Annotated in this window: 14 protein-coding genes; 13 read left to right on the forward strand and 1 reads right to left on the reverse strand. The window is 65.5% G+C overall.

What is annotated here, in order from left to right; translation table 11 throughout:
• Window positions 1–20: 20 nt before the first annotated feature.
• The 13 genes from QF206_RS05860 to QF206_RS05920 all read left to right on the forward strand — a co-directional run bounded on the left by QF206_RS05860 (window position 21) and on the right by QF206_RS05920 (window position 13387).
• Complete coding sequence (locus QF206_RS05860) at window positions 21–1679, forward strand: ATP-binding cassette domain-containing protein (RefSeq protein ID WP_281488278.1); 1659 nt, start codon at window positions 21–23, stop codon at window positions 1677–1679.
• Window positions 1672–2763: an ABC transporter permease gene (locus QF206_RS05865; protein WP_281488279.1), complete on the forward strand. Its 1092-nt coding sequence runs from the start codon at window positions 1672–1674 to the stop codon at window positions 2761–2763. Before QF206_RS05860 ends, QF206_RS05865 begins: the two co-directional genes overlap by 8 nt.
• Window positions 2756–3664 carry an ABC transporter permease gene (locus tag QF206_RS05870; RefSeq protein WP_281488280.1) on the forward strand — a complete coding sequence of 303 codons (909 nt, stop codon included), beginning with the start codon at window positions 2756–2758 and terminating at the stop codon, window positions 3662–3664. Before QF206_RS05865 ends, QF206_RS05870 begins: the two co-directional genes overlap by 8 nt.
• 231 nt (window positions 3665–3895) lie before the next feature.
• Window positions 3896–4681: an acetoin reductase gene (locus tag QF206_RS05875; RefSeq protein WP_281488281.1), complete on the forward strand. Its 786-nt coding sequence runs from the start codon at window positions 3896–3898 to the stop codon at window positions 4679–4681.
• Window positions 4682–4956: 275 nt separating this feature from the next.
• Window positions 4957–5868: a sugar phosphate isomerase family gene (locus QF206_RS05880; protein ID WP_281488282.1), complete on the forward strand. Its 912-nt coding sequence runs from the start codon at window positions 4957–4959 to the stop codon at window positions 5866–5868.
• A 23-nt stretch (window positions 5869–5891) separates the two neighbouring features.
• Window positions 5892–6806, forward strand: coding sequence for a PfkB family carbohydrate kinase (locus QF206_RS05885; protein WP_281488283.1), 915 nt, complete (start codon window positions 5892–5894; stop codon window positions 6804–6806).
• Complete coding sequence (locus tag QF206_RS05890; RefSeq protein WP_281488284.1) at window positions 6803–7552, forward strand: GntR family transcriptional regulator; 750 nt, start codon at window positions 6803–6805, stop codon at window positions 7550–7552. Before QF206_RS05885 ends, QF206_RS05890 begins: the two co-directional genes overlap by 4 nt.
• Before the next feature lie 94 nt (window positions 7553–7646).
• Window positions 7647–8678 (forward strand): TRAP transporter substrate-binding protein DctP, encoded by a 1032-nt coding sequence (dctP, locus tag QF206_RS05895; RefSeq protein WP_281488285.1) that lies wholly within the window; start codon window positions 7647–7649, stop codon window positions 8676–8678.
• A 75-nt stretch (window positions 8679–8753) separates the two neighbouring features.
• Window positions 8754–9332: a TRAP transporter small permease gene (locus QF206_RS05900; RefSeq protein ID WP_281488286.1), complete on the forward strand. Its 579-nt coding sequence runs from the start codon at window positions 8754–8756 to the stop codon at window positions 9330–9332.
• Window positions 9329–10609: a TRAP transporter large permease gene (locus QF206_RS05905; protein WP_281488287.1), complete on the forward strand. Its 1281-nt coding sequence runs from the start codon at window positions 9329–9331 to the stop codon at window positions 10607–10609. The genes QF206_RS05900 and QF206_RS05905 overlap by 4 nt, the downstream gene beginning before the upstream one ends.
• Window positions 10610–10667: 58 nt before the next feature.
• A complete protein-coding gene (locus QF206_RS05910; RefSeq protein WP_281488288.1) occupies window positions 10668–11159 on the forward strand; it encodes a nuclear transport factor 2 family protein in 492 nt (163 codons plus the stop codon).
• The gene (locus tag QF206_RS05915) at window positions 11156–12163 is read left to right on the forward strand and encodes a 2-hydroxyacid dehydrogenase (protein ID WP_281488289.1); all 1008 of its coding nucleotides are present in this window, start codon (window positions 11156–11158) and stop codon (window positions 12161–12163) included. The genes QF206_RS05910 and QF206_RS05915 overlap by 4 nt, the downstream gene beginning before the upstream one ends.
• Window positions 12164–12202: 39 nt before the next feature.
• On the forward strand, window positions 12203–13387 hold the full coding sequence (locus tag QF206_RS05920) for a saccharopine dehydrogenase family protein (RefSeq protein WP_281488290.1): 1185 nt from the start codon (window positions 12203–12205) through the stop codon (window positions 13385–13387).
• A gap of 84 nt (window positions 13388–13471) precedes the next feature.
• Here QF206_RS05920 and QF206_RS05925 read toward each other — a convergent pair whose 3' ends face one another.
• Window positions 13472–13633, reverse strand: a complete 162-nt coding sequence (locus tag QF206_RS05925; RefSeq protein ID WP_281488291.1) for a hypothetical protein — start codon at window positions 13631–13633, stop codon at window positions 13472–13474.
• Between the last annotated feature and the right edge of the window lie 7 nt (window positions 13634–13640).

Consider the following 13640-nt stretch of genomic DNA (forward strand, 5'->3'; position numbering starts at 1 on the left):
AGCCCGTGTCCGCACACAGCGTGAACGTCGACCGCGTGCTCACCCTCCAGGGGGTGAGCATGCGGTTCGGCGCGTTCACTGCGCTTGAGAACGTCGACGTGCGCTTCGAGCCGGGGCTTGTGCACGCCGTCGTCGGCCAGAACGGAGCGGGCAAGACGACGTTCTCGCGCGTCGTCACGGGCATCTACACGCCGAGCGAGGGGCGCGTGCTGCTCGGCGGCGCGCCCCTTCGCGCTGGAAGCGTCACCGAGGCGCGCCGTCAGGGCGTCGACATGGTGCACCAGCACTTCTCGTCGCCGCCCTCGATGACGATCGCCGAGACGCTCGAATTCTTCTCTTCGGAGCGGCGGTCGTTCTTCAGTCGTCGAGGTCTCGTGCGCGAGTGGCAGCGACGCGTCGACGCGCTCGGGTTCGACCTCGACGTGAGCCGCCGCATCCGTGACCTCTCGGTGCCCGAGCGGCAGTCGGTCGAGATCGTTCGAGCGCTCAGCGGTGAGGCACGCGTCATCATCTTCGACGAGCCCACGGCGTCGATGCCGGCGCAGGCGGTCGACGCGCTGCTCGGCCGCATCCGGGACCTGGCCGCCGAGGGCCTCACCGTCATCGTCGTGCTGCACAAGCTCAGCGAGGTCTTCGCAGTCGCAGACACCGTGACCGTGCTGAACCGCGGCATCGTCACCCTGCCCAAGACATCGATCGCCGAGGTGACCGCCGACGAGGTCACCCGCCATATCATCGGCGACACCGGCCCGGCCGGCTCTGCACCGGGTGACGTCGACTCCGGCCTGGAGGGGGATGCCGTGGCCGTCGCCGCCGGGGATGCGGCCCGCCGCGGTGATGCTGCGCCAGCGGAAGAGGCACGCCCGGCCAGTGGCGAAGGCGTGCGCACCGCCATTCTCGACGTGCGTGGCCTGAGCACCGTAGCGTCGCCGAGCGATGCCCGCCTGCACGAGGTCGACCTCGTGGTCGACCCCGGCGAGATCGTCGGTGTGGCGGGCGTCGAGGGGAACGGTCAGCTTTCACTGGTCGAGGCCCTCGTCGGCATCCGCGATGCCACCGGTTCGATCGAACTCGACGGGGTGGAAGTGTCGAAGCTCGGCGTCGTCGAGCGACGCCGTCACGGCCTGCGGGTGATCCCCTTCGAACGGAACGTCGAGGGTGTGAGCTCGACCAGCGCGGTGTGGGAGAACCACGCGCTCGGTGAAGTGCTCCGTTCGCCGCGACGGTTGCTCGCCGTGCAGAAGCTTCGCGCTGCCGCTCGCCGACGGCTCGACGCCTGGGGCGTCTCGTATCGAGGGCTCGACCAGAACGCGGGTGAGCTGTCTGGCGGCAATGTGCAACGCCTCATTCTCGCTCGCGAGTTGGACGATGAGGCGCGCCTGATCATCGCGGCGCAGCCCACGCGAGGCCTTGATGTCGGCGCCATCGCCTTCGTGCAGCGCAGCCTCGCTGAGTTGGCCGACCGCGGCAACGGCGTACTGCTCATCTCCACCGACCTCGAAGAGCTCAAGGGACTCGCCGACCGCATCGTCGTTCTTCGCGGCGGCCGCCACGTGGCCGAGTTGCCGCCCAGCGCCGACCTGCACGAGATCGGTCGAGCCATGTTGGGCGGCGACGGCGGCACCGATTCGGTCGCCGCACCGTCGGGAACCGAAACACTGGGAGCCCAGGATGCGTGATCTGAAGCCGGTGCTGCAGGCGGCAGGGTTCGTCGTGCTCGCCTTCCTGCTTGCGGCGGTCATCTTCCAAGCCGCGGGCTACGACATCGGCGCGATCGGCGTCGGACTGGTCGACGGGGCCATCGCCGGTCCGGGTGCGTTCATCAACACGGTGCGATGGGCCCTGCCGCTCGCGGTGATCGGTCTCGGCGTCGCAGTGTGCTTCCGCGCGGGTTTCTTCAACGTCGGCGCGCAGGGCCAGCTCTACACGGGCGCGATCGCGTCGACTGCCATCGCGCTGCACCTGCCAGGGCCGGCGTGGCTCGTGACGGTCGCCGCGGTCGTCGCCGCAGTGGTGGCAGGCGCGCTGTGGTCGCTCATCGCGGCGGTGCTCAAGGTGTACACCGGCGCCGACGAGGTGCTCACCACGCTCATGCTCAACTTCATCGGCGTGCTGGTGCTCGACTACGTGGCCTCGGGACCCTTGAAGGACGTCAAGGGATCGGGTCAGGTCGCCTCCAGCGAGCGCGTCGCAGAAGACGTGCGACTGTCGGATGCGTTCGGTGCATCCCCGACGCTGATCGCCATCACGCTGCTGCTCGCCGCCGCCGTGTGGATCTGGATGGCGCGCACCAAGGGCGGTCTCACCTCGAAGCTCGCCGGGCGCAACCCCGTCATGGTGCGCTGGCAGGGCGGTAACCCCAACCGCATGGTGCTCTCAAGTTTCGCCTTCGCCGGTGCCACTGCAGGCCTGGCGGGGGCGATGCACGTGCTCGGCCCGGCTGGACGCCTGGTGAGCAACTTCTCGCCCGACCTCGGCTTCACCGCAGTGCTGGTGGCGCTTGTCGGGCTGCTCTCGGTGCCCGGCGTGCTCATCGCCGCCGTGTTCTTCGGTGGACTCCAGGCGGCACTGCAGTACCTGCCGGTGGTGTCCGACCTGCCGCGCGCCGGTCTCGACCTCATCCAGGGCGTCATCGCGGTGATGATCACGCTGCAGTTGCGGTGGCAGTTCAAGCGTCGACGCGAGCGCGCACAGCAGGCGGAGCGTCAGCCGACCCCGGCCGCGACCACCACCGCGTCGAGCGAGGGGAGCAGCAGTGTTTGACTTCATCGCGACGGTGCTCCGCGACGCGGGCCCTCTGCTCTGGGTCGCCCTCGGCGGGCTCATCGCCTACCGGGCGGGCGTCTTCCACCTCGGGCTCGAGGGCCTCATGGCTGTCGGCGCCTTCGTGTCCGTGGCCGTCACCATCGGCACGGGCAATGTATGGCTTGGCCTGCTCGCGGCGGTGCTCGCCTCGGTCGCGCTCTCGGTGGCGTTCTGGCTCGCCATCGCGGTGTTCAAGGGCAACATGATCATCGTGGGTCTCGGGCTCACCACGCTCGGGCTCGCGCTCGCGTCGTTCTTGCAGATCGCGATCTTCGAGACCCAGGGCGCCATCCGCGCGCCGGCCGGGCTGCCGATCCTGGTGCCATCCGCCGATTCCTCATCACCGCTCGCGATGATCTCCGGGCTGCCGATCACGACGCTGCTGCTGCCGATCGTCACGCTCGCGATGTGGGTGCTGCTGCGCCGCTCCTCGTTCGGGCTCCGCGTGACGGCGGTCGGTGACTTCCCATTCGCCGCGCGCAGCGCGGGATACTCGCCCTCCCTCACGCGTTTGATCGCGCTCGTTGTGAGCGGTGCGCTGATCGCGGTCGGAGGCGCTGAGCTCGCCCTCGGCGGCCTGAACTCGTTCTCGCAGGACATGACCGCCGGCCGGGGCTTCGTGGCGTTCACCGCTGTGATCTTCGGAGCCGCCGCCGTCTGGGGTGTCGCGGGCGCCTGTGTGTTCTTCGGCATCTCGACCGCCATCGGCATTGCCGCACAGCTCCAAGGCTGGGCGATCCCGATCCAGTTCGTGCTTGCGCTGCCGTATGTGCTCACCATCGTGGCGGTCGCGATCGCGGCGTTCGTGGCGAGGAATCGTTCGGGCGGGCTCGCCGGCTTCGCGGAACTGCGCGACTGACGCTGCCGCTGCCGCCGACTCGTCGCCGTTCCGGTGACGGAGCCGCGGCATCCGATCCTCCGAAATCCATGCAAAGGAATATTTCTCCCGGATGACCCGTTGTCGTCTGTGATGGGGATCGGACACACTCCGGTCCGTGCATCTCGAAGCGCAACACGCTCGAAGCACCAGCGTCGTGAATCACCGATCACGACCGCCGTCACTCCAAGACTCCAGAACGGGAGAAGAACAGTGGCAGTTCAAGACAAGGTCGCACTCGTAACAGGCGCTGGGCAGGGCATTGGCCGCGCGATCGCATTGCGGCTGGCCCAAGACGGCTTCGACGTGGCGATCGCTGACATCGAGCCCCAGCGCGAGAAGGGCGAGGGTGTCGTCGCCGAGATCGAGAAGATCGGCCGCAAGAGCGTGTTCGTCGCTGCGGATGTCTCGCAGAAGGACCAGGTGGATGCCGCGGTCGACACCGCTGCCGAGAAGCTCGGCGGCTTCGACGTGATCGTGAACAACGCCGGCATCGCCCAGATCAAGCCCGTGCTCGACATCACGCCTGAAGAGCTCGACAAGATCTGGCAGATCAACATCAACGGCGTGCTCTGGGGCATCCAGGCCGCGGCTCGCAAGTTCGAAGAGCTCGGCCACGGCGGCAAGATCGTGTCGGCCGCGTCGATCGCAGCAGTGCAGGGCTACCCGATCCTCAGTGCGTACTCCGCGTCGAAGTTCGCGGTGCGCGGTTTCACTCAGGCGGCGGCGCAGGAGCTCGCTGCCAAGGGCATCAACGTCAACGCCTACGCCCCGGGCATCGTCGGCACCGGCATGTGGGATCTCATCGACGCGGAGCTCGCGAAGCTCAACGGCAAGCCCATCGGCCAGAACCTGAAGGAAGCCGTGGATGGCATCGCGCTGGGCCGCATCGAGACGCCTGAGGACGTTGCGAAGGTCGTGTCGTTCCTCGCCGGCCCCGACTCCGACTACGTCACCGGGCAGACCATCCTGGTCGACGGCGGGATGCTGTACAGCTGACCCGCCTTCCGAACTGGTGAGCCGCGAGCGGCGGCGCTCACCCTGTTCCCGTCAGAAGCCCCCGGAGACCCCGGGGGCTTCTTCTCATGGGAGCGCAGATCGATCGAGCACCCTTCGGTCAGGCACACGTCCATGTCGGCCCACTCCCAGGCATTGGGATACCAATTTCACTGACTTGCTTGACAAGTTTCACTTGGCGGTCATACATTCGTCATATCAACGGGGTGCCGGTCGGTACGGGTCGGGATCCCGCCCTGAGAGGAATGCAACGACGCATGCTTGACCAGACGCCATCGCCCACGCTGCAGCGCAGCTACGCCGCATACGCCACCGATCTCTCCCAACGGGATCTCACCATGAGCCCCGAGGATCTCGCGAGCGAATCGCGCCACCCGATGCTCATTCTCGATGACCGAGCATCGCTGTACCGCTGGCTCGCCCGCGAGATGGCCGACGAGCTCAAGCTAAGGAATGCCGAAGGACTGCCGACGCGCTGGCTGCTGCCGGTTGGCCCCAAGGACCAGTACCCCTTGCTGGCCGAGATCTGCAACCGCGAACGGATCAGCTGGAAGAACGTCTGGGCGTTCCACATGGATGAGTGGCTGGATTGGCAGGGCCGCGAGGTGCCGCCGACCCACCCGTTCAGCTTCCGCGGGTACTGTCAGCGGCACATCTACGACCTGCTCGACCCCGAGTTGCTGCCACCCGCCGAGCAGATCGTCTATCCGACGATCGCCGACATTGACGGTTTCAGCCGCACCATTGCGGAAGTCGGGGGGCTTGACACGACGTACGCCGGTTTTGGCTACCGCGGACACGTGGCGTTCAATGAGCCGCCCTCCACGCGCTGGCACAAGTACACGGTCGACGAGCTGGCTGCCTCGAAGACGCGCGTCGTGCCGTTGCTGCAAGACACCATCGTTGCCCACTCGCACCGAACGAGCGGTGGATTCACTCAAGGGATCCCTCCGATGGCCCTGACGGTGGGGATGGCCGACATCCTCTCCGCTCGCAGGCTCAGGCTCCTCACCGACGGGGGCGCCTGGAAGCAGTACATCGTGCGAGTGATGGCGCTCACTACAGAGCCCGACGTCGACTTGCCGGTGACGCTCGCACACCGGCACCCGAATGTCGATATCACGGTCGATCGCGCTTCAGCGCTTCCCATCGTTACCGGACTCGAGTGATCGAGAAGGACTGAGCGAACCAAATGACCGTCGTCGCCATCGGGTTGTATGTGCCCGACCACTATCTCTTCGTCGACCGCCTCCCCATGCCGGGCGAGAGTGTCGAAGTGCGCCGCTATGTGCAATCGCACGGCGGGAAGGCTGCGAATCAGGCGGTGGCGAGCGCGCTGGCTGGTGCCGCGACCTTCTTCGTGGGGGCTGTGGGTGCCGACCTCGCCGGGCGGCAGGGGCTCGCAGCGATGAGCGCGTATGGCGTCGACACGTCTCGGGCGAGTGTCGTCGATGGAGCCGCCACCGGCATGAGCAGCATTTACCTGGCGCCCGACGGAACGCAGATGATCGGAACCTTCGCAGGTGCGGGAGCTCGAATCGATCGTGGATCGGTTGAGGCCGCCCTCAAGGATCTGCAGCCTGACATCGCACTTCTGCAAGGGGAGGTCACAGCAGAACTGGCTCTGGAACTCGTCGGTGCGCGCATCGCACCGACCGTCATCCTCGATCCGAGTCCGGCCGATGCCTTCATCGGGCTGAGCCTTGAGAAGTGCGACATCATCACCCCCAATTCCCACGAGGCGGATCTGCTCGTCGGTTCCAGGCAGGCATCAGCCTCGGCGGTGGCAGACGCCACCGGCGTTGACGTCGTGATCGTTACTCGCGGCGCGGACGGTGCCGAGGTGTTCGATCGCGGAACCACGACTGTGCTTCCTGGCATCGACGTGCACCCCTGCGACGCCTCAGGGGCGGGCGACGCATTCAACGGAGCGCTCGCCGCGGCCCTCGACGCCGGCGGTTGTCTGCTGGATGCCGCGACTGCGGGCATTCGCGCCTCTGCGTGGTCAGTGACGCGTGAGTTCTGCATGCCGTCGTACGCCACCGCAGAAGAACTCGCTTCGTGGCGAACCGGCTCAACGGCCAGCGCTTCTAAGGTGGCCACATGACAGACAACATCGATACGGCGGACAGACGACCGCTCGCGGCCGTTCTTCGCGACAAGATCATCGACCAGATCCGACAGATGGAGCTTGGGCCGGGCGATGCGCTACCAACCGAGCGCGAGTTCACCGAACTGTTCGGGGTGAGCCGTCCCACGGTTCGCGAAGCGCTACGGCTGCTCGAGCAGGAGGGTTGGGTTCGCTCCCGGCAGGGCAAGGGTCGCTTCGTCACCGCGCAGAACCCGATCGACCGGCCACTCACCACGCTCGAGGGCGTGACGGACCTCATGGCGACGCGTGGTTATCGGCCCGAGAATCGGGTGCTGAGCGTGACCGTCTCGACCGCGTCAGTGCAGGAGTCGACGGATCTCGATCTCGGGCTCGACGCGGCCGTGGTGCGCTTGGAGCGCGCGCGGTATCGCGACGACACCCTGCTGGTCTACTCGACAGACACCTTCGCGCGAGACCTTATCCCAGGGAGTCTCGACGAGATCGACTGGAGCGGCTCTCTCTTCGACATCATGGAGTCGCTCGGCCACGCTCCCGACTTCTCTTATGCGGCGATCAAGGCAGACGCTTTTCCTGCCAACGCCGCGCGCGCCCTCCGGGTCAAGCAGAACGAGCCATGGCTAGTCATGCGTCAGAAGGTGATCGCGCGTAGCGGGCGGCCCATTCTCCTAGCGCTCGACTACCACCGAGCCGACAGTTTCACGTTCAACGTCATCCGTAAGCGGGAGCCGTCGTCCCGCTGACGGCGCTCCTGAGACCGGTTCGACGGCACCAGCTCCCTCGACAGCGAAGTCGAGGGCCACCAAGAGAGAAGGAGCAGCGAATCCCATGAATGCCATGAAGACTCGCACAACGCGAGCAGCAGCACTCGGCGCAGTCGCCGTGTCGGCGTTGCTCGTCGCCGGCTGTGCGCAGGGCACGCCCGAAGCCCCGGCCGAAGAGGAATTCGAACCGATCACCATCAGCGTCGCGCACACCATGCTCGACGCGAACCCCGCGAACCAGATCGTGCTGGAGGTCGCCGAGCGCGTCAAGGAGCGCACGGACGGCAACATCATTCTCGAAGTGTTCCCAGCCAGCCAACTCGGAAATACCACCGAGACGACTGAGCAGGCGTCCCTTGGCCAGGCGGTCATCAGCTATCTCGACGCGGCCACGGCTTCCACCTACGGAGTCGACGAATTCGGCATGTTGGGCGCGCCGTTCCTGGTCTCCGACTACGACGAAGTCGAGCGCGTCGTCTCAAGCGACCTCTTCACGGGCTGGACTGACGAGCTTGCCGAGAGCGCGAACCTGCGGATCCTGGCCCTCAACTGGCTCGCCGGTCCGAGGAACATCGTGGGCCCCAAGCCGTACACGACGCCCGACGCGCTTGAGGGCACCAAGATCCGGATCCCACCGCTGCCCACCTGGGAGGCGCTGTTCGGCACGGCGCTCGCAGCCACACCGGTGACCGTGAACGCGTCCGAACTGTACACGGCCATGCAACAAGGCGTGGTCGATGCCGCCGAACTCGACACCCCCAGCATCCGCGACTATGGGCTGTTCGAACTGCAGAAGCATGTGACCCTTACCGGACACTTCAATCTCTTCATGGGCTTCGCCATGCCGGAGGACCTGTTCCAGAGCCTGCCCGGCGAGTACCAGGAGGTGCTGCTCGATGAGTTCCTCAAGGGTGGCAAGGAGGCGACGGATCTCGCCACCGACCTCGCTGCTGAGGCGCGCACCGAGATGGAAGCCGCCGGCGTGACCTTCCACCAGGGCGACGTCGCCGCATACCGGAAGGCATCGAAGGCCTTCTACGACGCGTTCCCGGATTGGGACTCGGCGGTGGTCGACGAGCTGCTCGCCATCCGAGACGGCAAGTAGACCGCGTCGCGGGCCGGTCATGGTCGACCGGCCCGCGGCCCCCAAAGATTCGTACCCGCAGCGTTGCGAGGAACTATGACCCATCATCTCAGGCCATGGATGCGCCGGTCTGTCGCGCTCATAGAAGACGTGCTGCCATCGCTCCTGCTCTTGGCTACCGCGTTGCTGATCGCGGCTGATGTCTTCATGCGATACGTCCTGAACCACCCGATCCGCGGTGTAGGCGAGATCGTCGCCATGCTGCTGGTCTGGCAGGTCATGCTCGGCGCAGCCGCAGTCGCGCGACTTCGTGGACACATTGTCGTGGACGCCCTCATCGGGCGTTTCAGTGGAACCGTCCGCGCTTGGCTCGACGTCGTGCGTCTGCTGATTGTGATCGCGGTCGTTGCGTTTCTCCTTTGGTTCGGGTTCCAGCTCTTTCAGCAGACAAGCGGCCGAGTCGTTGCCATGCTCGGTCTCTCTCGCGGCTTCACCACCATCGCGATCCCGATTGGTGCAGCGCTCATGCTCGTCTACTACCTGCGCGACATCTCACTTGCCGTGCGCGGGATCCTACGGGGCGGCTACGTCGCGCCCGCCCAGCGCCAGGTGATTGACGAGGACGAGTTCAAGACACGACCTGTGCCCACTCGAGTGGAGGAGGTCTCCCGATGATCACTGCCTTGCTCTTCGGTGTGCTGCTGCTTCTGCTGCTGCTCGGCGTGCCCGTCGCATTCGCGATCCTCGCGACATCCCTGTGCTATCTGCTGCTCGCTCCTGGGGTGAAGCCATTCATCGCCATCCAGCAGTTCTCCGGCGGGCTCGAATCGTTCCCCCTGTTGGCGGTCCCTCTGTTCATCCTCGCCGGGGTGATCATGTCGCATAGCGGCATAGCTGAGCGCATCGTCGGCTTCGCGAATACGCTCGTCGGGCACACGCGCGGCGGACTTGCGCAGGTGAACGTGCTGAACAGCGTGGTCATGGGCGGCATGTCCGGCTCCGCGAATGCCGATGCCGCGATGGATTCGCGAGTCCTCGTTCCGCAGATGGTCAAGCACGGATACGGTCGTGATTTCTCGGGCGCCGTGAGCGCAGCATCCAGCCTCCTGGCGGTGCTCATTCCGCCCTCCATCGTGCTGATTCTCTACGGCCTGCAGGCGAATGTCTCTATCGGCGACCTCTTCATGGGCGGCTTGCTGCCTGCCGCGGTGATGGCGATCAGCATGTCGCTGACGGTGTTCTTCGTCGCCAAGCGTCGTGGCTATCAACCAACGGCGCTGCGGCGTCCAACCGCGTCGGTGGTGTTCAGGAGCACCGGTCGCGCGTTCTGGGCGCTCATGATGCCGGTGCTGCTCTTGGTCGGGCTTCGCATCGGGGTATTCACGCCGACAGAATTGTCAGCGGTCGCGGTGGTGTACACGCTCGTGATCGGCATGCTCATCTATCGCACTGTGAGAGTGCGAGACCTGGGCCCCCTGCTCAGCGAAGCGACGAAGACCACCGGCATGGTGCTGCTCATCATCGGCGCTGCGAGCGCGTTCGGCTACGTCATCCGTGCCGAGCGCGTGCCGCAGGTCATCGCCGAGGCCATGCTGTCGATCACTGAAGACAAGTGGATGCTGCTGATCATCATCAACGTGATGCTGCTCGTGCTCGGCATGCTCATCGAACCGGCGTCACTGATCATTCTTGCGACTCCGATACTCGCCCCGCTCGCTGTCGAGATCGGCGTCGACCCGGTGCACTTCGGAATCATCGTGGCGCTCAACCTCGCAATCGGCGGCATCACGCCGCCGGTGGGAACGATCCTCTTCACGGTCATGTCGATCACCGGATCTCGGCTCGGCGCGCTCGTACGGGAGCTCGGACCCTTCTACCTCTGCCTCATCGTCGCGCTGGCCATCGTGGTCGCGGTGCCCGCGCTCTCCACCCTCTTGCCGTCGCTCACGTGACACGGCGAGTACCACCGACCAGCCCATCGCAACACCCCACAAGAAGAAGGAAGACACCATGACTGCGACCGAGACGATTACGCGCGGACTGTCCCTTGAAGAGCGAATCACGCGGCTAGAAGACATTCACGAGATCAACAACCTCAAGGCGAAGTACGTGGAGGCGTGTGACAACGACCACGACCCCGTCGCGTTCTCCGAGCTCTTCGCGGAGGACGGCTCTTGGGAGGGCCCGGGCCACGGGAAGTACACCGGCCGCGAGAACATCAAGAAGTTCATCGAAGAGATCCGAGGCGACTACCTGTGGTGCGCTCACTACTTGATCCGCCCATGGATCGAGATTTCGGAGTCGGGCACAGAAGCCACCGCCGAGTGGTACGCCCACATCTACGAGGTGGTCAAGGACGCGAACGGGAACGAGCTCAGCGAACTCGCCTTCGCTCGCTACTACGACACTCTCTCGAAGATCGACGGCAAGTGGTACTTGCAGACCGTGCGCGCCGAGACCTCACGACTCTGGGAGATGGGCAAGGACTGGATCAAGGCGTGACGTTCACCGGCACTGCGACACCGGGCCGCCGCGATGGCGGCCCGGTGGGCGCCCAACGCATCGTGTTTGCAGACGGGGACCCGCTCGCGGCCGAGTTGCTCGCGGGTGAGCTCGGACAGCGCCTAGAGAGCCTCGGTAGTTTCGAATTCCACTCCCAGGCGCCGACCTCGAACGAAGAGTTCATCGACCGCATCAAGGATGCCGACGGCATCCTCCTCGGCTGGCATCTTCCGCTCGAAGTGCTTCGTTCGGCGCCGAAGCTGAAAGTCGTCTCCTTCACCGGCACAGGCGCCGCCAACTTCGTCGACCTGGGGGTCGCGAGCGAGCGCGGCATCGCGGTAACGAACACACCGGGGTACGCCGACCAGACAGTCGCGGAGCACGCTCTCGCGCTGACCCTCGCGACGATCAAGCAGCTTCACACTGACCGGGCTGTGCGCGAGGGGAAGTGGGAGACCGCAACAACGTCGCGCGACCTGGCCGATGTCACCGTGGGCGTCGTCGGGCTCGGTGGCATAGGGCGTCGCTTCGTCGAACTCTTGCTCGCGCTGGGCATCCGCGTGCAGTGCTGGAACCGAGATCGGCCCGGTGCCCCGAACGCGCCCCGCGGTGCGATCGCTGTACCGCTCGAAGAACTGATGGCAACGAGCGACGTAGTGTCCTTGCATCTCGGTCTTAATGAGCAGACTCGCGGCATGATCGGGAGCGACCTGCTCCAGTGCATGCGTCCGAGCAGTGCCCTGGTCAACACCGCGCGCGCCGAACTCATCGAGCGCGCCGCATTGCTGGACGCCCTCGATTCTGGGCGCATCGCCTCGGCAGCGCTTGATGTGTTCCATGAGGAGCCCCTTGCGGCCGATGATCCTCTGCTTCAGCACGCGAACGTGCTCGTCACACCGCATATCGGGTCGCTCACCAAGGGCGCGACTCGGCGGGTACTCGAGATCGCCGTCGAGAACATCGAAGCGTTCTTCGACGGTGTGCCCCGGAATCTCGTCTCCTGAGAACGCGACCACCAGAGAACCAGAAAAGAGACACCAGCGATGAAGTACACCCTCATCGGAGCCGGCGGCATTCAAGCGCGCGGATTGCTACACGATCTTCTCGACTTCAGTTCGGCGACCGAGATTCTCCTCGCCGATGTCGCGGCGGGCCCACTCGAGCAACGGATCGATGACCTGGGGGGCGACCCGCGCATGTCAGCGGTGGCGATCGATCTACGCGACCTTGCAGCGTCGGTAGAGGCGCTCGCGGGCACTCACGTCCTGATCATGGCCGGCCCGTCGCCTCTCGGTCGTTATGCGATGGACATCGCCCTCGGCCTGCGTTGCCATTACGTCGACCTCGGGGGTGCGTACGCAGACACCGAGGTCCAACTCGCCCGGCATGAAGAGTTCGCGGAAGCTGGGCTGATCGCTGTGCTCGGCGCCGGCAGTGCGCCGGGCATGACTAACGTCATGGCGCGCGCCGGCGCGGAAAGGCTCGATACCGTGCGCGACATCGAGATGACTGTGGCCATGAACGATCTCACTGAGCGCAGCAGTCCGTTTCACTGGCCGTTCAACCTCGCCGCCATCATCGACGAGTACGAATCGAGCGCGGTCGCGATCGAGGGCGGCGAGCGGGTGCTCATACCGCCGCGCACAGGCGAGTGGGTCGAGTTTCCGCCGCCGATCGGTCGGGTATTTCCCATCTACACGACTCATCCGGAGCCCGAGAGTCTGTACCGCTCGTTCCGGCAACAAGGCCTGGAGAACGCGTCGTTCCGCATTGCCATGCCGGCAGCCTTCCATCGACAGATGGATTTTCTCGCCTCCATCGGAATGACGAAGCAGACGAAGATCGAAGTGGGGGGTGTTGAAGTCTCTCCAGCGGAGGTGCTGGTCGAGGCGACGAAGTGGATCCCCCGACCGGCTGAGAAGGAAGAGCAGTACAGCGCGACCCGAGTGATCGTTCGCGGAGCACGACGCGGCGAAACGGTTGAGGTCGAGTTGTACATGTGCACGGGGTCACACGAGGGTTGGAACGTGCCCGCCGGCATGCTCAAGACCGTCGTACCCCCGTCGATCGTGGCGGAGATGATCGGCAATGGGGTGATCGCGACCCCAGGAGTATGGCTGCCCGAGAGCAGCGTGCCCTTCCAGGAGTTCTTCGAAGAACTGGCTTTGCGCGGGATGGTGATCGAGACGACCGAGCGCCGCGCCAGCACTATCGACGTCGCGCGCTGACGCTGAGCAGCGCGAAGCCCCCCACAGACCCGGGTGGGGGGCTTCGCTGATCGTGGAGGCGCTAGCGCTGTCCAGCGACCCTGGTTACGGGCGGCGCCCGGTGAACGCTCGAATGAGGAAGGCGATGATCGCCAGGACGAGCAGTATGAGCCCGACCCAGAGCAAGAAGTTGAGTGACTGCACGAAACCACCGGTGATCAGCAGCACGATGGCGACGATGGCGATGATGACGAAGAGCAGATTCATGATGTTC

The organism is Ruicaihuangia caeni (assembly GCF_029952955.1).
In the GTDB taxonomy this organism is placed as follows: Bacteria; Actinomycetota; Actinomycetes; order Actinomycetales; family Microbacteriaceae; genus Ruicaihuangia; species Ruicaihuangia caeni.